General features: G+C 47.0%; 20 protein-coding genes and 1 other annotated feature. Of the genes, 1 reads left to right on the top strand and 19 read right to left on the bottom strand.

Annotated features, from left to right (window positions below):
* Positions 1-125: 125 nt before the first annotated feature.
* From AC1S8V_RS20560 to lspA, 10 genes are all read right to left on the bottom strand, one after another.
* Positions 126-1,037 (bottom strand): aspartate carbamoyltransferase catalytic subunit, encoded by a 912-nt coding sequence (locus AC1S8V_RS20560; RefSeq protein ID WP_482074532.1) that lies wholly within the window; start codon positions 1,035-1,037, stop codon positions 126-128.
* Positions 1,037-1,600 carry a bifunctional pyr operon transcriptional regulator/uracil phosphoribosyltransferase PyrR gene (pyrR, locus tag AC1S8V_RS20565; protein WP_017687330.1) on the bottom strand — a complete coding sequence of 188 codons (564 nt, stop codon included), beginning with the start codon at positions 1,598-1,600 and terminating at the stop codon, positions 1,037-1,039. Before pyrR ends, AC1S8V_RS20560 begins: the two co-directional genes overlap by 1 nt.
* A gap of 524 nt (positions 1,601-2,124) precedes the next feature.
* The gene (locus tag AC1S8V_RS20570) at positions 2,125-3,450 is read right to left on the bottom strand and encodes a DUF6080 domain-containing protein (RefSeq protein ID WP_482070536.1); all 1,326 of its coding nucleotides are present in this window, start codon (positions 3,448-3,450) and stop codon (positions 2,125-2,127) included.
* Between the two features lie 204 nt (positions 3,451-3,654).
* On the bottom strand, positions 3,655-3,957 hold the full coding sequence (locus tag AC1S8V_RS20575) for a DMT family transporter (protein ID WP_482070537.1): 303 nt from the start codon (positions 3,955-3,957) through the stop codon (positions 3,655-3,657).
* Between the two features lie 4 nt (positions 3,958-3,961).
* Entirely contained in the window at positions 3,962-4,252 is a 291-nt protein-coding gene (locus tag AC1S8V_RS20580; protein ID WP_482074533.1) for an EamA family transporter, read from the bottom strand.
* 26 nt (positions 4,253-4,278) lie between these two features.
* A complete protein-coding gene (locus AC1S8V_RS20585; RefSeq protein ID WP_482070538.1) occupies positions 4,279-4,911 on the bottom strand; it encodes an HAD family hydrolase in 633 nt (210 codons plus the stop codon).
* Between the two features lie 18 nt (positions 4,912-4,929).
* Positions 4,930-5,820: a decaprenyl-phosphate phosphoribosyltransferase gene (locus AC1S8V_RS20590; RefSeq protein WP_482074534.1), complete on the bottom strand. Its 891-nt coding sequence runs from the start codon at positions 5,818-5,820 to the stop codon at positions 4,930-4,932.
* Positions 5,821-6,026: 206 nt separating this feature from the next.
* Complete coding sequence (locus tag AC1S8V_RS20595; protein ID WP_482070539.1) at positions 6,027-7,280, bottom strand: LL-diaminopimelate aminotransferase; 1,254 nt, start codon at positions 7,278-7,280, stop codon at positions 6,027-6,029.
* A gap of 110 nt (positions 7,281-7,390) precedes the next feature.
* Entirely contained in the window at positions 7,391-8,353 is a 963-nt protein-coding gene (locus AC1S8V_RS20600) for an RluA family pseudouridine synthase (protein ID WP_482070540.1), read from the bottom strand.
* Positions 8,346-8,840, bottom strand: a complete 495-nt coding sequence (gene lspA, locus AC1S8V_RS20605) for a signal peptidase II (RefSeq protein ID WP_062835441.1) — start codon at positions 8,838-8,840, stop codon at positions 8,346-8,348. Before lspA ends, AC1S8V_RS20600 begins: the two co-directional genes overlap by 8 nt.
* 219 nt (positions 8,841-9,059) lie before the next feature.
* Between lspA and AC1S8V_RS20610 the strand changes: the two genes are divergently transcribed.
* A complete protein-coding gene (locus AC1S8V_RS20610; protein ID WP_482070541.1) occupies positions 9,060-9,797 on the top strand; it encodes a TraR/DksA C4-type zinc finger protein in 738 nt (245 codons plus the stop codon).
* A 20-nt stretch (positions 9,798-9,817) separates the two neighbouring features.
* On the opposite strand, the gene AC1S8V_RS20615 is transcribed toward AC1S8V_RS20610, so the two are convergent.
* The 9 genes from AC1S8V_RS20615 to AC1S8V_RS20655 all read right to left on the bottom strand — a co-directional run bounded on the left by AC1S8V_RS20615 (position 9,818) and on the right by AC1S8V_RS20655 (position 18,451).
* A complete protein-coding gene (locus AC1S8V_RS20615) occupies positions 9,818-10,174 on the bottom strand; it encodes a DUF5665 domain-containing protein (protein WP_482070542.1) in 357 nt (118 codons plus the stop codon).
* A 165-nt stretch (positions 10,175-10,339) separates the two neighbouring features.
* On the bottom strand, positions 10,340-13,438 hold the full coding sequence (ileS, locus tag AC1S8V_RS20620; protein WP_482070543.1) for an isoleucine--tRNA ligase: 3,099 nt from the start codon (positions 13,436-13,438) through the stop codon (positions 10,340-10,342).
* Positions 13,439-13,860: 422 nt separating this feature from the next.
* Positions 13,861-14,152: a binding site (T-box leader), on the bottom strand.
* A gap of 57 nt (positions 14,153-14,209) precedes the next feature.
* Positions 14,210-14,719: a DivIVA domain-containing protein gene (locus AC1S8V_RS20625; protein WP_458127311.1), complete on the bottom strand. Its 510-nt coding sequence runs from the start codon at positions 14,717-14,719 to the stop codon at positions 14,210-14,212.
* Positions 14,720-14,866: 147 nt separating this feature from the next.
* Entirely contained in the window at positions 14,867-15,649 is a 783-nt protein-coding gene (locus AC1S8V_RS20630) for a YlmH family RNA-binding protein (protein WP_482070544.1), read from the bottom strand.
* 15 nt (positions 15,650-15,664) lie between these two features.
* Positions 15,665-15,934: a YggT family protein gene (locus AC1S8V_RS20635; protein ID WP_482070545.1), complete on the bottom strand. Its 270-nt coding sequence runs from the start codon at positions 15,932-15,934 to the stop codon at positions 15,665-15,667.
* Positions 15,935-15,941: 7 nt separating this feature from the next.
* Positions 15,942-16,409 carry a cell division protein SepF gene (locus tag AC1S8V_RS20640; protein ID WP_036614853.1) on the bottom strand — a complete coding sequence of 156 codons (468 nt, stop codon included), beginning with the start codon at positions 16,407-16,409 and terminating at the stop codon, positions 15,942-15,944.
* Positions 16,400-17,101, bottom strand: a complete 702-nt coding sequence (locus AC1S8V_RS20645; RefSeq protein WP_036614854.1) for a YggS family pyridoxal phosphate-dependent enzyme — start codon at positions 17,099-17,101, stop codon at positions 16,400-16,402. Before AC1S8V_RS20645 ends, AC1S8V_RS20640 begins: the two co-directional genes overlap by 10 nt.
* 6 nt (positions 17,102-17,107) lie before the next feature.
* Positions 17,108-18,007: a peptidoglycan editing factor PgeF gene (pgeF, locus tag AC1S8V_RS20650; protein WP_482070546.1), complete on the bottom strand. Its 900-nt coding sequence runs from the start codon at positions 18,005-18,007 to the stop codon at positions 17,108-17,110.
* Positions 18,008-18,058: 51 nt separating this feature from the next.
* Complete coding sequence (locus AC1S8V_RS20655; protein WP_482070547.1) at positions 18,059-18,451, bottom strand: YlmC/YmxH family sporulation protein; 393 nt, start codon at positions 18,449-18,451, stop codon at positions 18,059-18,061.
* Positions 18,452-18,567 lie beyond the last annotated feature (116 nt).

An 18,567-nucleotide genomic window follows, 5' to 3' on the forward strand; every position in this document is an offset into this window, starting at 1 on the left:
TGCCCTCCGCTTCGGTTCTGTCCAGCTTGCCAGGCAAGCCGGATGATTTTCTTTATCGTGTACTCTCTTATTGCTCTATTAAGAACTGCCATCCTCGTCAGCCTATGACCCACAGCCAGACCCTGTTACAGTTTCATCGCACGTTCCATAACCGCCATGCGGATTGGAACGCCGTTTGCCATCTGCGGGAAGATCCGCGATGCTTCACTCTCCACAACCGCGTCATCTACCTCGACGTTGCGATTTACAGGAGCAGGGTGCATGATAATGGTGCTTGGCTTTAGGCGTGACGCCCGTTCTTCCGTCAATCCGTAGTGTTCGCGATAATCCTCTGCTGAAGTAATTAAGCCATGTTGATGACGTTCCAGTTGAACTCGGAGCATCATGACTACATCTGCATCCAGCGCTTCTTCAAGACCGACATAAGGAGCATGCTCTGCGAGTTCCGGTGCCTGCATCGTTGGTGGTGCACAGAATCGTACGTCTGCACCAAACTTTTGCAGTGCCCAGAGGTTGGAGCGCGCTACGCGGCTATGCAGAATGTCACCAATGATGGAGACACGCAAGCCTTTCAGTTCGCCAAATGCTTTCCGCATCGTGTAGAGATCCAGCAGTGCCTGCGTGGGATGCTCATTGTTGCCGTCTCCGGCGTTCACGAGCGGGACATTCACTTTTCGAGCCAGTTGTTGCAGAACGCCTGCCGGTTTCAACCGGATCACCCCTGCATCAATGCCCATCGACTCAAGTGTGCGTACCGTATCGTAGATGGACTCTCCCTTTTCCACACTGGATGCCGCTGCCGTGAAGTTCAGCACTTGTGCGCCCAAGCGTTTCTCTGCCATTTCGAACGAGAAGCGGGTACGTGTGCTGTTTTCGAAGAACATGTTGGCAACGAAGCGTGATTCCAGTACTGGAACCAGTTTCTCTTTCTGCGCTTCCCAGTGAGCCGCTCTGTTCAGAATCGACTCGATCTCTCCTCGGCTAAGTTCCTTCAGTCCAAGCAAGCTCCGGTCTCTCAATGCTGGTTGTGCAATCATCATGCTTGTTCCCCCCGGTTCTGAGTGATTTTGACTTCATCCTGTCCGTCCGTTTCCATGAGTGCAACCTCGATCTCCTCTGATTTGGAAGTCGGCACATTCTTGCCGATAAAATCAGGTCGGATCGGAAGTTCCCGGTGTCCGCGGTCTGCGAGTACAGCCAGCTGAATGTTCTGCGGTCTTCCACAGTCCATCAGGGCATCCATCGCTGCGCGAATCGTCCGTCCGGTATAGAGCACATCATCGAACAAAATCACTTTTTTGTTGTGGATCGAAAGTGATTCAGGTGTCATAATCAACATTTCCTTGCGATTCGCTTTATTCTCGTCCAAGCGGTCATCGCGGTAAGGAGTCACATCCAGTTCTCCCCAGGGGACTTTGGCGCCTTCGATTTCTTCAATCTTGGCGGCAATCCGTTCTGCCAGGTAAACCCCGCGTGTACGGATACCGACCAGCACACAATCGTCGATTCCTTTGTTTTTCTCCAATATCTCATGGGCAATCCGTGTTAATGCGCGGCGGATCGCCGTCTCATCCATAATGACATGTGTCTCTGTGCTCATGCGTTCAGCCTCCTCAGGATTTCCCTTCAGCATCATGGCCCCGTGACGAGGAGAACAAAAAAGACTCCTTGCCGTGTTTATTGGCAAGGAGTCTCCGAACTTCAGACCGCTCTGAAGAAAGTTTACTCTCGGGGATGCATCGCTTCATTTGCCGCAGCAAAAAACGATGTATCGTTCACGTTACCTTGCCAGTCTCACGGGACTGATTTAAAGGTGCTATTCATGTCGTTCATATTGCAGGACCTCACAGGGTTCTGTACTCAATATGTCCGTTTGTCTTCATGAATTATGACAGAAAGACAACCCTCTGTCAACACCTCACCATCGCAGGTGAAAATCCTCTGCTACGTTCTTCTTAGAATCAGCAGTTAGGCCGAAAAACATCCATGCACATTACATCTCATTGGTTATTCATAATTATACAACAATTCTGCATATTTATCCATAGGCAAATGAGAAATTCGATATAGCCAAAATAACCCTTTACCCGCATCCACAGATGCGGTAAAGGGTTAAGAATACTTTTAATGGACGGAGTCTGAATCTTGAAGGAGCATACGATCCTGCTCCAGCTGTTCATAGGACTGCTTAATCGTAGATAAGGTCTCGATATGACGATATATATTATTACCAGCCGTAAGAAGCACCGATAACATAAGCAGAACGAATAGCGCATTTTTGCCCAAGCCCGGACGAATACGGATGACGAAACCTCCACCCAACAGGAAGAACGCAAACAGATAATGTCCTGCATACAGGTACATATCGTATTGAAACACAGCCAGACCGAAGCCCACAACAACATGAAGCAAAAAGGCAAACAGAATATATGGCACAAGGGTCCACACTTCACGTTCACGAATGCCCTTAATGAAGCCCATGAGTGCCAGCAGTAAAATAAAGATACCTGTAATCTGCACATAGATTGGATTGGAACGGGATAGATCCGTAACAAAGGCTGCCATGCCCGGGTCCAGTAAATGCATCTTCGGTGTCAGCATTGGATTGATGGTTAACATGTTCATTGCTTTCCAGTGAACCGCAAACTGGAATGGCGTTGCATAGCTGGTCCCGCCATTTTGAATGCCCAACAGCCAGTTACTAACCCAGCTGCGACCTCCAAATGCAACATATTGAACACCTGTTAATACGGCAATGATCAGAACTGCTAGCGCCATGATACCAATATACTTCTTCCAACTCGCCTTATTCCGCCATGCATTCATATTGAAGAATGTGGCAGCAGCAAACGGTACGATATTGGTCGAGGTTAGTCCGAAGTTAATCGATGCAAGCAATGCATTGGGTACATAACGTACATCCTGACGCTCACGAGTATACTGCATGTAAACCACAGAGAGCAGGATAACGAACTGCACATACGGATACGAGTCCGGAATCAATGCGGTATACATCAAGTAGGAACTGAACCCAAACAACAAGGCGAACAGCAGCGGTGTGATCGTCGGTTTGTTTTCTTTTTGACTCAGGAACAGATACGCCAGCACCACCGAACCCGCATTGATCAACGATTGCAAAATTAGAAAGAACCAGTTGCCTCCCAGCAGCTTCGCTATAGCCGCAAGTGCGACTGCGAGAAAGGAAATGAGCGGATGAATAACGGAAGAACTGTTGTCGCCATAATACATTGAGGGATCAAAGTTGAATAAATTGATCGGAAACAGCGCCGTATTAAACGGAGTATACGCCCCAAGCATCTCTGCATTATTTTCAATGTACAGAACATACGAGCCGTTCATTAAACCATAGAACAGAGCAAATCCCGCAAACAGGAAAAAGGCTGTCCAGTTGATTCTGCGATTGTAGAATATGTAATCTAAAAAGTTCATGCTTTCATTTCACATCCAATAAATTTTATAAAAAACTATCATAATTTGAACTAATCATTTATACAAAAACGGAGAGGACAGAAAAAACCTGAAAAAGCGGAGCGTTCGCCTAAAAGCTTTCTGAAAGAAAGCTACATCGGAAGCATACGCTATCACCGGATTTCCCCTTGAAAAAAGGAATCAAAAAATCTGGGGATGTTCAACTTATAACACCAATAAACATAGCCCGCCCATAATACACGCCACACCGATCCAGCGTAAAGGGCCCACCATCTCCTTAAATACCAGCCGCGCTATGATAAGAGTCCAGACATACGTTAATGCGTTGGCAGGCAGTACGACGGTTAGTGGCAGAAACTTCAACAACACAATGTTCAGCAACGCACCCGTTCCGTAGAATCCGAGTCCCATGAGCACATGCAGACGATTGCGACTGGTCGCATAAGCTTTCAATCCGGCCCCGCCCAATGCACCGCACAACGTCATGACAATTAATACGGCAACCATCCAGCTATCGATCAACACTGGTTAATGTCACCCCGATTCCAAGCAGTACGACTGCTGCCAGCTTCTGCACCGTAATTTCTTCCCCAAGCAAGAAATATCCATAGATTAAGGCAAATACGTAGCTGGCACACATCAGAGGATAAGCAACAGAGAGTTTTTCCAAAGCAAAAGCTTTAATCATCAAAATTGCTCCTAGTCCATAACACAGAAAACCAACACCCAGGTAGATCCACTCGGTTACTCCCCATTTCCAGAACAATTGACCCGTTGCTGTCAGAAAAGCGGAGACGAGCATCAACCATTTACCGGTATGACGAGATTTTATTTCCCCCACGTTAATGCCTCCATGTCTGGAACACGCTTGTTAATAAAGTAGCGTTGACTTACTAGCTGCATGACTGGAAGGTCGGATAAGGAATCCGAGTAGGAACATGACTGGTCATAGTCAATTATCATGTTCTTCTCCCTCAGATAAGCCTGAATTCGGCGTACCTTCTCTTCCCCTTTGCAATTACTGCCTTCAATTCTGCACGTGTAACCATTTGCATGACGGACCAGTTCAGTCCCAATTACATGATCCACCCAGGGAAAGTTTTTAAAGTATTTCATATAGGCATGCGGAGACGCCGTGACCAGCAAGACATGGTAGCCTGCTTCCTTGCGATGTTGCATCTCTACACTGGCCTCAGCAAAAATGGACGTACGCAAACGAGTGTCAAAGAAATGTTCCAGATCTTTCTCAGACATGCGCTCAATTTCTTGAAAGTAGGAACGCTTGACTCGTTCAACCGTCATGAATCCCGCTTTGAATAAAACCGTATGTAATGCAATAACGGGCAATCTCCATACCTGCCACGGGTAACGACGAACACCATAATGTACAAATTGAAACATGGAATCACTGCGTATAATCGTTTTATCAATATCAAAGATCGCGACTTTCGTGCTTTTCACCCTGATCCCCCTCAGCTTTTATTCAAAGATTGCAAATATTGTAACAACACTTATCACATACAAAATAACCGTAATTAATATGGGCTTGTCCTCAAACAGCACACGATCAGGCGAACCTCCCTGGTTCTTCATATGGATCAGATACAGGTAACGGAACATACCGTAAATGACCAGTGGAATTGTCCACATCAGGTGAATGGTTCGATCTGAAGTGAATGTGAACAGGGAGTAGCTGATAATCGTAGCTGTCGTCACAATCGTATTGAATTGGTCCAACAAGGTAATCGAATAGTTATCCAAAACTTTACGATGTGATCCTGTGTTCCCTTCAAGCAAGGTAAGTTCATTTCTCCGTTTGCCAATGGCCAGAAATAACGACAACAGCATTGTACAGATCAAAAACCACGGTGTGAAAGGTACACGAATCAGCACACCACCCGCAATAGCACGAAGTACGAAACCGGCTGCAATAGTCATCATATCCAAGATAACGAGATGCTTCAGAACAAATGAGTACGACACATTCAACAGGAAATAGACGATACACAACACGCCGAATAGCGGGTTCACCACAAAAGCTGTTCCTACGGAAAGGATCAACAATATGATTCCAAACAACAAACCATGAGTCGGATTCACCTGCCCAGAAGCCATAGGACGATACTTTTTAACCGGATGCTGCTGATCTCTGTCCCGGTCTACAAAGTCATTCAAAATATAAACACAGCCTGCAACGAGGCTAAATAGAATAAAACCAAGCAACGTCGCAAGAATGGTTTCAGTCCGAATCTCTTCAAAAGAGAAAAGTAACGCAGCAAATAACAGCAGATTTTTAGTCCACTGTTTGGGTCTTAACAATCTGATTAATCCTGAAACTGTACTGCCTGTTCCTGTAGCCGGTGAGGACACCGTACTGGTTCGTGATGATAACAATTGTAATAACTCCCTTCAACAACAACTACTGTATATAACAAATAACGTAAAGATCTAATCATATGTTGCTTGTATAATTTTGTAAAGGGAGTAAATGAAAAAAATCTAATATGGGCATAAAAAAAGAGACCGTTTCCGGTCTCTTCTTCGATTTCACATGATTAATCTATAGGATACTACAATTAAAATTCAAATTGCACGTCGCTCAGACGACGTTTGATCTCAGTAATAACGCGTTTCTCTTCCTCTTCACCTTTAGCTTCAAAGGTAACGGAGAAACGAACAAAGTTACCCGCATCATCCCAAGGTACGGACGAGATAAGTTTCTCACGAATCAGGAATTGGGAGAAATCTTCGCCGGACTCGAAGCGACGTCCGCCAACCACACCTTTTGGTGCTTCAACATACAGGAAGAATGAACCTTTAGGTTTTTCAGCCTGGAAGCCCAGCTCATTCAGTGCGGCAACGAGCATGTCGTGACGACGGGAATATTTCTCTGCAATTTTTTCCGTGATCTCAGGGTGATTCAAACCATATGCAGCCGCTTTCTGAATCGCGATGAACTGACCGGAATCATTGTTATCCTTCACGTCGCTGAATGCTTTGACTACAAGCGGGTTACCCGCTACGAATCCGATTCTCCAACCCGTCATGTTGTAGGACTTGGATAGAGAGTGCAGCTCTACGCCGACATCCTTCGCTCCAGGTACTGACAGGAAGCTGAACGGTTTTTTGCCATCATACGTCAATGCTGCGTATGGAGCATCATGTACAACGACTACGTTGTATTTCTTCGCCCACTCCACGACTTCAGTGAAGAACTCCACCGTCGCGCTTGCACCTGTTGGGTTGTTCGGGTAGTTCAGGTAGAGCAGCTTCGCACGTTTTGCGATGTCTTCCGGAATAGCCGTCAGATCAGGCAGGAAGTTGTTCTCTTTTGTCAATTGAATGTTGAACACTTCTCCACCCAGATACTTCGTATGTGTACCCATAACCGGGTAACCTGGAACGGTCATGATCGTCACATCACCCGGATTGATGAAGCATGAAGGCATCATCGCCAAAGCCGGTTTGGAACCAATGGAGTGCACGATTTCGGTATCTGCATCGATACCTTCTACGTTGAATACGTTTTTCAGGTAAGAAGCAGCAGCAGCTTTGAATTCAGGAATACCATTATCCGCATAACCACGGTTCTCAGGTCTGGAAGCTTCTTCTGCAAGTGCAGCGACAATGCCTGCATCAGCCATCTCGTCTGGTTCACCTACACCAAGGTCAATCAGTTCCACATCAGGAAAATCTTTTTTGGCCGAAGCTTTGGCGCGTTTGATCTTCTCGAATTTATAAATGTTCGTGTCTTTACCATAGTTGGAGCCACCGATACGGTCGGCAAAATTAGTCTGAATGTAAGTTTCTTGATATTTATCGATACTCATAACGTTGTTCATCTCCTCATTTGACGCAAATTTCTACACTTTAATATGAAGCATTTGCGTATTCAAAGCCATGGACAAAGTATCCGAACATTTGTACTTTCTTGGAGCTGTTAACGACTGCGCAGTGAAGCAAGCACGTCTTCCATATCCTGCGGAAGCGGAGCTGTAAATTCAAGGTATTCTCCCGTAGTCGGATGCACGAATCCAAGAATGGCAGCATGAAGAGCCTGTCCTTGCATTTTAATCCCTTTATTCCGTCCATACGTGGGATCTCCGACAAGCGGATGACCAATAAATTTCATGTGAACCCGAATCTGGTGGGTACGTCCTGTCTCCAGTTTCAATTCCAGCAAGGTGTAGTCATTGATACGCTCCGTAACGGTAAAATGCGTAACAGCATGTTTACTGTTGCGTTCCGTGACCGTATACATTTTGCGGTCATTGGTATCTCGTCCAATCGGTGCATCAATGGTCCCTTGATCATGATTAAGATGACCATGAACGAGCGCGATATAACGTCTGTTCACCGTATGGTCCTTCAACTGAGCAGCCAGCGAGGCATGCGCACGGTCGTTCTTGGCAGCCATAATCAGGCCAGACGTATCCTTATCAATGCGATGCACAATACCCGGGCGCAATTCCCCATTGATACCCGAAAGGTCTTTGCAGTGGTACATGAGCGCATTGACGAGCGTGCCAGACGTATGTCCTGGTGCTGGATGAACCACAAGACCACGCTGCTTATTAATCACAATCAAGTCACTGTCTTCATATACCACTTCCAGCGGAATATCTTCGGCAATGATCTCCACAGAAGTTGGTTCAGGAATCTGTAGTTCAATCAGATCACCTTCGGATAACTTGGCATTGGCTTTGACTACAGCACCATTTACCGTAACTAACCCGTCTCCAATCCACAATTGAACTTGGGAGCGAGATACGTTGTCCACAGCTTCCGTAATATATTTATCAATTCGTTCTTTCTTATGTTCAGCGGCAACGGTCCATTCCATACGCTCATTGCCATTCATTAGTTCTTCGTCGTTGATCTGTTCCTCATTCGGATTACTCATGATGTTCATTCCCCTCAATCTTAGCGGCTGCTTTTTCGCGCCGTCCTTCAAGCAACGTCTCCACAATGATCAACGCTACACCGATACAGATTGCCGAGTCGGCGATGTTAAAAATGGGAAACGTGTAACTTCCAAAGTTAAGCTGTACAAAATCCACAACTTCTCCGGTCAAGGCCCGGTCAAGGAAGTTGCCAATCGCTCCCCCCAGCACTAAACTAAGCGCCACAGGCAGCAATTTGTGCGGGGTATCTTTTACCTTTTGCAAATACCAAATCAAGGCAACGACTACAATCACCGTAACCACAATAAAGAACCAACGCTGGTCTTGCAGAATGCCAAAAGCTGCACCTGAATTACGATGTGATGTGATGACAAAGAAATTGCCGATGACCGGAATTTCTTCTCTGAGTTCCATCCGGGTTGCAATCAGGAACTTGGTTCCCTGATCCAATAAAAATACGATAAAAGCGAGGATATAATACACCACGTTTGTTTGTCACTCCGTTCTTGTCTTTTCCAAACGATACCAGGCTTACGCCAGACTTGTTTATTGTAGCACAGCTGTTTGGAAATCGTCCACGGCGCGCTGTGTTGCTACGCTTATGGCAAAAACGATAACATTTCCCTTCTGTAATCCTGTCCTTAATGGTACATCCTACAATAGAGTCAAAATCCGGATTCCATACGGAATAGAAAGGGGAAAACCATGTCGCATTTTACTGCCGAACAGCTGCAATTTTTACGTTCCCAATTGATGACCGATAAGCGCGATATTGAACATAGACTGTCGGAAAACGAACATTATGGCCTTGGAGACTCCCTTAAGCTCCAGACAGGTGAACTATCACCGATTGATAATCATCCTGGTGACATCGCCACAGAGGTGTATGAACGCGAGAAAGATATTTCCCTGCTGGAACATGATGAATTCCAATTGGAGAGAATCGATTCTGCCCTGCACTCCATTGAAGAAGGACATTATGGTATATGTGCGGTCTGCCAGCAGCCCATTCCGTATGAACGCATGGAAGCTGTGCCCTACACTAAATATTGCAAACAACATCAACCGGAAACGGTTGTCTCCGAAAACCGCCCTGTAGAAGAAGAGTTCCTCGCCCCGGCATTTGGTCGAACAAGTCTGGACGAACGTGATGACCAAAATGGCTTCGATGGCGAGGACGCCTGGCAGATCGTTGAGAGCTGGGGCACATCAAATTCACCAGCCATGGCTGAAGGACGTGATATTGACAGCTACGACGTTATGGCTATTGAAGCCACAGATGAAGTGGAAGGTTGTGTTGAAGCATACGAAAGCTTTGTTGCAACAGATATCTACGGTCATGATGTATCCATCGTGCGCAATCGTCAATATCGGCAGTATTTGAAGAATCGCGAAGGTGACGGCCTGCTGGAACCGGATAACGAGCCGGATGAGACGTATTAAGTTTCCATTGCACATGTTCCTCAGTAGGTGGTCAGTTCCAGCTGCCGTTGTACAATTCGAACAATATCAGCGATGTAATCCCCAACAATAGGAAGATTAAGCGCCCCAAGTAGCTGTAAAACGTAGATGATCGTTGCTGCGAAAAAGGTAAACCCAATTGCGATCCCCACACCTCGTGCGGCTCCGGATAACAGGTTAAGTCCAACCAGTTTCCAGGGCCTGTTCAAAAGTTCCGTGTATTGCGCAATCCGTGAACGTTCCAGTTCATTAGCCAGTCGGTTGGTCAGGGTATGCAACTCTTCAATTTTGTCATGCGAATTCAGATTATCTGATGTTGATTGTGAAGTGGATGCGGTTTGCTTGTCATGTTCGCTCATATTTTGGTCAGTTCCTTTGATAAATATAGATTGACTGCACTATAGAATCATTGCCTTTTTGCTTAAAAAACAAACGAGCCCAGATACAGGGAATATGTCCCTGCCTCTGCGGCTCGTTTGTTTATACTCTATATTCTGTCCTAATTGGATGGGACATGCTCCGAATTACGCTTCGATGTAAATACCGATCGATTTGCCTCCGGCTTCAACGCGTTCCATGGACTCATTCGAGCCAAATGTCACTTCGGTTACGAGAACATTTTCACGCAACACATCATCAAACGCCTGAATAGCTTCCTGAAGGGATGCATCCACATCCAGTGTCAAACGTACTCTTTTCTCAATCGGCAAGTCCAGTCGTTTCCGGGTATCCTGCACAGCACGAACCACTTCACGGACCCAGCCTTCCTGTTCCAATGCTGTCGTGATTTCGGTATTGAGCGCAACCGTCAGACCGTAGCCTGATGCTGAAGCAAAACCTGATTTGGCCTGTTTATCGACCAATAATTCTTCGTTCGTCACTTGCAGCTCTTCACCTTCCGGAGAAACGATGTTCAGCACACCTTCCGAAACCACTTTACGTGTCTCATCTGCGGACATTCCCTTGAAGAAGTTTTGCAGGAAACCTACGTTTTTGCCGTATTTTTTACCTGCGACCTTCAGGTTCAGCTTCAATGTAAAGTCAACGAATTCCGCATCATTATGCTCCGTACGGATTCCCTTCACATTGATCTCTTCCTTGATGATCTCTTCATAACTTGCGAGGTCAAAGCCTTTATCCAGGGATACAATCAATTCGGACAGCGGCTGACGTGTCTTGATACCTGTTTCGTTACGTACGTTACGGGCAAGTTCAACCACACGGCGAGCCGTCTCCATATCCTGTTCCAGTCCTGCATCAATCAGCGCTTCATTGGCTACCGGATAGTCTTCCATGTGCACACTCTCGCCTGTAGCAAGGTTCAGATAGATATCCTCTGCGAGCATCGGAGTAAATGGAGCAACCAGCTTCGCAGTAGTCACCAGTACCTCAGTCAATGTACGGTAAGCGTCCAATTTATCCTCTGTCAGGCCACTTCCCCAGAACCGGTCACGGGAACGACGGATGTACCAGTTACTCAACTCATCAACAAACGCTTCAATCGCTTTGGAAGAGTTCAGATAGTCGTTAACCAACAGCGCTTTTTCTACAACTAGAATCAGGCTGTTCAGTCTCGACAGAATCCAGCGATCCAGCTTGTGAGCGGACAGTTGGAACGGATGCTCCTGTGGATCAAATCCATCAATGGTCGCGTAAAGCGTCAGGAATGCATGGGTGTTGACCAGTGTATCCACCATTTTGGATTTCGCTTCGCCTACGATGCCTTTGGAGAAACGTTTGCTGTTCCACGGTGCGCTGTCAGACAGCAATGCCCAGCGGAATGCATCTGTACCGTATTCTTCAATCACTTCCCAAGGATCGATAACGTTACCTTTGGATTTGGACATCTTCTGTCCGTTCTCGTCGAGAACGTGACCTGTAGCCATAACCGCTTTATAAGGCGCTTTGCCTGTCAAAAGGGTAGAAACTGCCAGCAAGCTGTAGAACCAGCCGCGTGTCTGGTCAATTCCCTCACAGATCATATCTGCAGGATACTGCTGTTCGAACACTTCTTTATTTTCAAATGGATAGTGCTGCTGGGCAAACGGCATCGAACCGCTGTCGAACCAGACATCAATCACTTCCGGTGTACGTTTCATTTCATATTTGCCACAAGAGCTCATGACTTTAACGTCATCCACGTATGGTTTGTGCAATTCAAGATTCTCAGGCACGTCTCCTACCGCACGAGCACGCAATTCAGCAATGCTGTGTGGAGCAAATTGTTCGCCAGTCTCCTCACATACCCAGATGTTCAGTGGAGTTCCCCAATAACGGTCACGGCTGATGTTCCAATCCACCAGATCTTCAAGGAACTTCCCGAAACGACCTTCACGAACATGACCCGGGTACCAGTCCACTTCACTGTTGTTGGCAATCAGTTGGTCCTTGATGGCTGTTGTTTGGATAAACCAGCTGTCCATCGCATAATACAGAAGCGGTGTATCACAACGCCAGCAGAATGGATAGCTGTGCTCATATTTTTCTTTGCTGAACAAACGTCCCTTCTCGGACAGATATCTCACGATATCAATATCACAATCCTTCACGAAACGTCCGGCAAAATCAGTAACCTCAGCGACAAATTTGCCTTCCAGGTCCACCATGTTCACAAAGCTGATCCCATTCTCACGGCATACACGGTAGTCATCTTCACCATGGGCAGGAGCCATGTGTACGATACCCGTACCACTTGCATCCGTTACAAAACCTGCACCCAAAATGATGTTAGCTTTCTCAGCCTGTACGTAGTTGAACGGAGGATCATACGTTTTGCCAACCAGATCGGCACCTTTCAATGCACCAATGATTTCATACTCACCTTTGGTATCTTTCATCACTTTCTCAACCAGATTGGTAGCCATGATGTACACTTCATCCTCTTGACGTACACGGGAGTAGTCCATATCCGGATTCACGGCAAGTGCTACGTGTGAAGGCAGTGTCCAAGGCGTCGTCGTCCAGGCGAGTACGAATTCTCCGCTGTCATTCAATTTGAATTTCGCTGTAGCGCTCAGGTCTTTGACGTCTTTGTACCCTTGTGCAACTTCATGGGAACTCAGTGTCGTCTGACAAGATGGACAATACGGGCTCACACGGTGACCACGATACAGCAGTCCTTTCTCGTGGATCGTCGCCAGGATGTTCCATACACTCTCGATGTAGTTGTTATCCAGAGTGATATACGGGTTATCCATATCCGTCCAATAACCGATACCTTCCGTCAGATCACGCCATTGTTGCTCGTACTCGAATACGCTCGCTTTACATTCGTTAATGAATTTCTCCACGCCGTAATCTTCGATTTCCCACTTATGGGAGATGCCGAGCTTCTTCTGTACACCCAGTTCTACCGGCAGACCATGTGTATCCCAGCCCGCTTTACGAACGACACGGTAACCCTTCATCGTGTTATACCGTCCAACGAAATCCTTGATTACGCGTCCCAGTACGTGACCGATATGCGGTTTTCCGTTTGCTGTAGGCGGCCCTTCATAAAATACGAAGTTTGGCTTGCCCTCCCGGTTTTCGATGGATCTTTTGAATGTGTTCTCCGTTTTCCATTTATCTAACACGCGTAATTCTCTGGCACGTGCCTTCTCTTTGACGTCAACTCGTTGCATGATGATCAACTTCCCTTTCTTTGGTTGGATTGTGGACCGTCCACAAAAAGCGTTTCAATCCCCCTAAATCCCCCTTGCCAAGGGGGACCCCATAGGCGCTCCGCCCTCTGGACACCCAGGATGGGTTGTCGGTGACGGATTGGTGGCGCGTATGGGCGAGGGGGGATGTGCGAAGTGCAGCCATTCTGCGGCTGTTCACTGCGTGAACGCCGCATGGCCTTACTGCGAAACCCGTGTGCCGGGTGCTTCGCTCTCCCGGCGGGCAGTTCTCTCCTTGAGGTCCCTTCGGGCCTCATGTACGTTCGCCTTGGCGAAACCCGTTTGCCGGGCGCTTCGCTCTCCCGGCGTGGGCTCTCTCCTTGAGGTCCCTTCGGGCCTCATGCACGTTCGCCTTTTTTGGACACAAAAAAGCCCCGTCCCTGGAAAGGGACGAGGCTATACTCGCGTTACCACCCTAATTCTGTTCATCACAAACCACATCCAGACAAGCTGGGTATGCTCTGTCATCAACAGCGCTTATGCCCCGCTATACTACCGCAGGGTGCCGTTATAACGTACGGCTTACGGTTCGGCTTACACACGGCACTCAAGTACACCGCTTCAGCGTCACTTCTCCGGGGAGATATTCGGCTATAACTCATCCATTGGTTTGCACCAACCACCAACTCTCTGAGGGATGAGATCATAACGTACTGAACCCGTCATGGAATCACTATTCATTATGAATATAGTTATAGCCTCTTTGCAGACAAAAGTCAACCAGGCGACAGACTAATAAATTTCTTTCATCTCCCGCTCACGGTCACGCACTTCCTGCTCCCGGCTCTCCAGCACTTCCCAACCATCCTGAGTCAACAGTTCAAGCTGCGCTTCAACAAGCGTGCGGAAACGTGCACGGTAAATCGATGCCTGCTTTTTCAGTTCTTCCACTTCCAAAGCAATTTTACGCGATTTACCCAGCGATTCGTTCACGATTCGGTCTGCATTCTTCTCTGCTTCCTTCACGATCAACTGTGCTTCTTTCTTGGCATTACCCTTCACATCATCAGCGGCTTCCTGCGCAATGATGATCGTTTTGCTAAGTGTCTCTTCAATCGTGGCAAAATGATCCAGTTTTTCCTGAACGGACAGCAACTGATTGCTCAGCTCTTTGTTCTCGCGAATGACGCCTTCGTAATCTTTGATGACTTGATCCAGGAATTCATTGACTTCATCCTCGTCATACCCGCGCAAACGTCGGGAAAATTCCTTGTTGTGTATGTCCAGCGGCGTTAATGGCATGCTGTCCACCTCCTGTAAAAGTTCCTTCCCGTCCAGAGAAGGTTTGCAGCATAAATCTTTGACTTAATGTATATCGGATACACCGCGTATTTTCTACACCTTTATGATAAACATTTCGACAAGAAAGCGGATTTTCCTGCAACAGACTCAGGCAAATTTGCCGATTTTCACTCGGCAGCGCCCTTTTTTAGTCATCCCATCCTGTTCCATAACCTTGAAACGGCCAAATCCCTGAATGGATACGACATCACCCGCTTTTAGCGATTTGGAGGGATCTTCCTCAACCTTCCAGTTCACTCGGCAGCGACCGGCTTTGATCGGCACCAGCACTTTACTGCGACTAAGCCGATACACATCTGCACAGATTCCATCCAAACGAAGAGAAGCGACCGTAATGTCCATCGTCTCCAGTTTGTTCTCCGACCATCGCATTTGATCCAAAGGAAGTAACTCTGTGAACACATGTAACCGATGCACCTGATTCAGTTGAAGCGATAAAAAAGCGCCGGTTTCCGCCGCCACCACTGTATGGCAACCGTCCTCCAGCACTTGGATATCTCCGATCTTTCCACGTTTCATCCCAAGCCCGAGCAGGGAACCCATATAGTCCCCATGCTCCAGCTCCGAGATTTTCTGATCATCAGACGTGATACTGAGCACCTGCATACCCATATCCTCATCATCCAGATACATGTAATCCGGTGCTACCAGCGCACGTTTCCGCTCAGCAGCCTCGTAACCACCATCCAGACGAATCTGAACGTCATTTCGACGATTGGCAAGAGTTTGTAAAATAAAAACCTGTCTTGGGTCAAGAAAGTCAGTTAGCTTCATGTCATGATACTTGCCTGCCCGCTCAACCCAGTCCGAAGCTTTATCTACGAAATCCCGCTCATCATGGCTAAAATGTTCGTAAATTTCACCGCTCATCTATGTCACCCTACCCTAATATGCAAAATACCGAAGTATGGAGATCAGCCCATTAAGCGCCAGTTGAAGAACGATCAGCGCCACAATCGGGGAAATATCCAGCACCCCGAACAAAGGTGGTATAAATCGACGGAATGGACTTAGATATGGTTCCACTAATTTACCCAGCCATTCACCGATAAAGCTCTCCCGTGCGTTGGGAAGCCATGACATCAATATGTAGACGATGACCATGTAGAAGTAAATTTGATATAGCGCAGATAACACAACCTCGATCTGATACAAAAACGGCTCACCTCATTCTGTTATAATCTTGCTCGCTGTCAGCCAGTATTTCCGTAATTGAGCCCTGAATTTCAACCGTATCTGGCGTACAGAGAAAAATGTTTCCGCCGATTTTGGAAATACCGCCACCCAATGCATATACCGTGCCACTCAAAAAATCAATAACGCGCAGCGCTTGGTCCTGGCGAATACGTTGCAAGTTCACCACAACGGTACGATGCGAACGCAGATGGTCGGCAATTTCCTGAGCCTCGTCATAAGAACGCGGTTCATACAGGACAACTTTAACATTTTTCTGGGAATGAATGCTCACCACATTATTCCCCCTTTGGTTTCTACGTTTATCGAGACTGGAGGTTTCAGCTTCCTGATGTTCAGCCTCATTTTCCTCCTGCGCAGCCATTCGTTCACGTTCCACAATCTCTTCCTCTTCCTGAAGTCCGAGGAAATTCATAAATTTATTCATTACGCCCATCGTGAACCCTCCTCTTTTCCTACAAGAATCGATCCTAGCCGTACCCAGGTTGCACCTTCTTCAATGGCCACTTCAAAATCATTGGACATCCCCATCGACAGCTCAGTTAATGGTTCTGCTGTAAGGGCTTGTCCATTCAATTGATCTCTCAGCTCACGCAATCCACGAAATACGGGACGCGTCAGCTCCGGATCTTCCTCATGAGGTGCCATGGTCATCAGGCCGACGACCTTGAGATTGTTGAACGAACGAATATCACGCAAAAAAGAACTTGCCTGTTCAGGCTGTAAACCATACTTGCTCTCTTCACCCGAAATATTCACCTGCAAAAACGTTTCCACTTGTATGCCAAGTGAAGCTGCTTTCTTATCCAACTCCTTCGCCAATGACAAACGATCCAGTGAATGTATGTAACGAAACTTGCCAATCACGTCTTTCACCTTGTTCGTCTGCAAATGACCGATAAAATGCCAGGTACCCTGTTGACCAAAAGCTTCCCATTTGGCCTGTGCATCCTGCCACCGGTTTTCTCCAATATGCTCAAGACCATGATCCAGCACCGATCCCGTTGTTTCCAGTGAGACGTACTTCGTGACTGCAATCACATTCACATCATCACGATGACGGTTACTGCGCCGACATGCATCCTCAATCTTCTGATTTACCTGTTGTATACGCTCCTCCAATGACACAGAGGGTCACCTCTCTTCCAGCCCAATCCAGCTCGCCATCCGCCCTGTAACCCCATTTTCCTTCCGGTAGGAGAAAAATAGTTCGGGATGACAACTTGTACACCATGTTGTACATTCGATATGATCCGGCATTATTCCTGCTTTCATCATAATGTGTCGATTACATTCTTTCAAGTTTAACATCGTTTTACCGTTATTCACAGGTCGATATGCTTGTTTAGAAGCAGAATCCTCGTATTTATCATTAACCGGAGAATCCTCAAACCAAACCCGTACATGCTGCATGACCGCCTCATCCACTTCATAACAGCAATCCCCAATGGACGGACCGATGGCAGCCCGAATATCCTGTCTGCAGCTTCCATACTCCCGCTCCATCGTCTCCACCATGGATATAGCGATACCCGCAACGGTACCTTTCCAGCCGGCATGAGCAAGGCCTACAGCCTGCTGAACCGGGTCATAGAAATAAAGCGGAACACAATCAGCGTAGAAAGAAGTCAGCAGCACACCCGGCACATTTGTGACCAATCCATCCGTATCCTGTAACGCCGACTGACGATCAAGTAATCCCCTGCTCCGATCTTCAGCGGTAATTACAGCTACATGTTTGCCATGTACCTGCTCTCCACAGGTCCATGCTTCTGCTGCAAAGCCAAGCTTCTCGGTTACAAGCCTGCGGTTGTTAAGTACAACTTCAGGATCATCCCCCACATGATAAGCACAATTGAGCGTGCCATAGGGAACATTTCCGACTCCACCATGTCTTGTCGTAAACCCAACCGTTAACTTTTCAAACTGCTGTCTCCAAGGCTCCACATATAATAATAACGGGTCAGAACCAAAATCTGAATTTGGGCTCTCTGTCCGTTTAAGTAATTCCTTATCCAATACAAAGGGTTCCATTCTCTCACCTCACCACTTCCAGTGTACCAAATGAGCCACATTCTGTCTCATTTATATCGTTCGACGCTGATTACGTTCCGATCGTTCAATACGTTCCACACGTTCTGTGCGGTTATGCTGCTGTTCATCATACAGGCGCGCTTCACGATCACGCTCGTCATACGTCGTTTCCTTTACCTCATCCATCTTCACCAGAATCACATCTGAACCAATCTTCACAATATTTCTCCAGGGAATCACCAGATCCGTCCCCCCGCCAAAAAGACCCATAAAACGGCTGTACCCTGGCACTACAATCGCTTCAATTCGTCCCTGCTTCAGATCCAGCTCCAAATCACTGATCTGACCCAGACGTTTACCATCCGTAATGTTAATGACATCCTTTGTCTGAAAGTCCGAGATTTTCATGCCTCGTGCCGCTACTTCGCTCGTATTCACTTTCATTCATTTCCGCCCCCTGTTATTCCTCTTCTGCCCGTTCTTCACGCTTCTATACAATATATGTTTCAGGGGCGAAAAATGTCCTGTTTTTCATCAAATGTGGAAAGGGCCAAAACAAA

It is taken from the genome of Paenibacillus sp. B46(2026), from assembly GCF_056786355.1.

Bases quoted from the DNA above. Each gene is read 5' to 3' on its own strand.
- AC1S8V_RS20560 (WP_482074532.1), bottom strand. From the start codon at position 1,037: ATGATTGCACAACCAGCATTGAGAGACCGGAGCTTGCTTGGACTGAAG.
- pyrR (WP_017687330.1), bottom strand. From the start codon at position 1,600: ATGAGCACAGAGACACATGTCATTATGGATGAGACGGCGATCCGCCGC.
- AC1S8V_RS20570 (WP_482070536.1), bottom strand. From the start codon at position 3,450: ATGAACTTTTTAGATTACATATTCTACAATCGCAGAATCAACTGGACA.
- AC1S8V_RS20575 (WP_482070537.1), bottom strand. From the start codon at position 3,957: ATGGTTGCCGTATTAATTGTCATGACGTTGTGCGGTGCATTGGGCGGG.
- AC1S8V_RS20580 (WP_482074533.1), bottom strand. From the start codon at position 4,252: ATGCTCGTCTCCGCTTTTCTGACAGCAACGGGTCAATTGTTCTGGAAA.
- AC1S8V_RS20595 (WP_482070539.1), bottom strand. From the start codon at position 7,280: ATGAGTATCGATAAATATCAAGAAACTTACATTCAGACTAATTTTGCC.
- AC1S8V_RS20600 (WP_482070540.1), bottom strand. From the start codon at position 8,353: ATGAGTAATCCGAATGAGGAACAGATCAACGACGAAGAACTAATGAAT.
- AC1S8V_RS20610 (WP_482070541.1), top strand. From the start codon at position 9,060: ATGTCGCATTTTACTGCCGAACAGCTGCAATTTTTACGTTCCCAATTG.
- AC1S8V_RS20615 (WP_482070542.1), bottom strand. From the start codon at position 10,174: ATGAGCGAACATGACAAGCAAACCGCATCCACTTCACAATCAACATCA.
- ileS (WP_482070543.1), bottom strand. From the start codon at position 13,438: ATGCAACGAGTTGACGTCAAAGAGAAGGCACGTGCCAGAGAATTACGC.
- AC1S8V_RS20625 (WP_458127311.1), bottom strand. From the start codon at position 14,719: ATGCCATTAACGCCGCTGGACATACACAACAAGGAATTTTCCCGACGT.
- AC1S8V_RS20630 (WP_482070544.1), bottom strand. From the start codon at position 15,649: ATGAGCGGTGAAATTTACGAACATTTTAGCCATGATGAGCGGGATTTC.
- AC1S8V_RS20640 (WP_036614853.1), bottom strand. From the start codon at position 16,409: ATGGGCGTAATGAATAAATTTATGAATTTCCTCGGACTTCAGGAAGAG.
- pgeF (WP_482070546.1), bottom strand. From the start codon at position 18,007: ATGGAACCCTTTGTATTGGATAAGGAATTACTTAAACGGACAGAGAGC.
- AC1S8V_RS20655 (WP_482070547.1), bottom strand. From the start codon at position 18,451: ATGAAAGTGAATACGAGCGAAGTAGCGGCACGAGGCATGAAAATCTCG.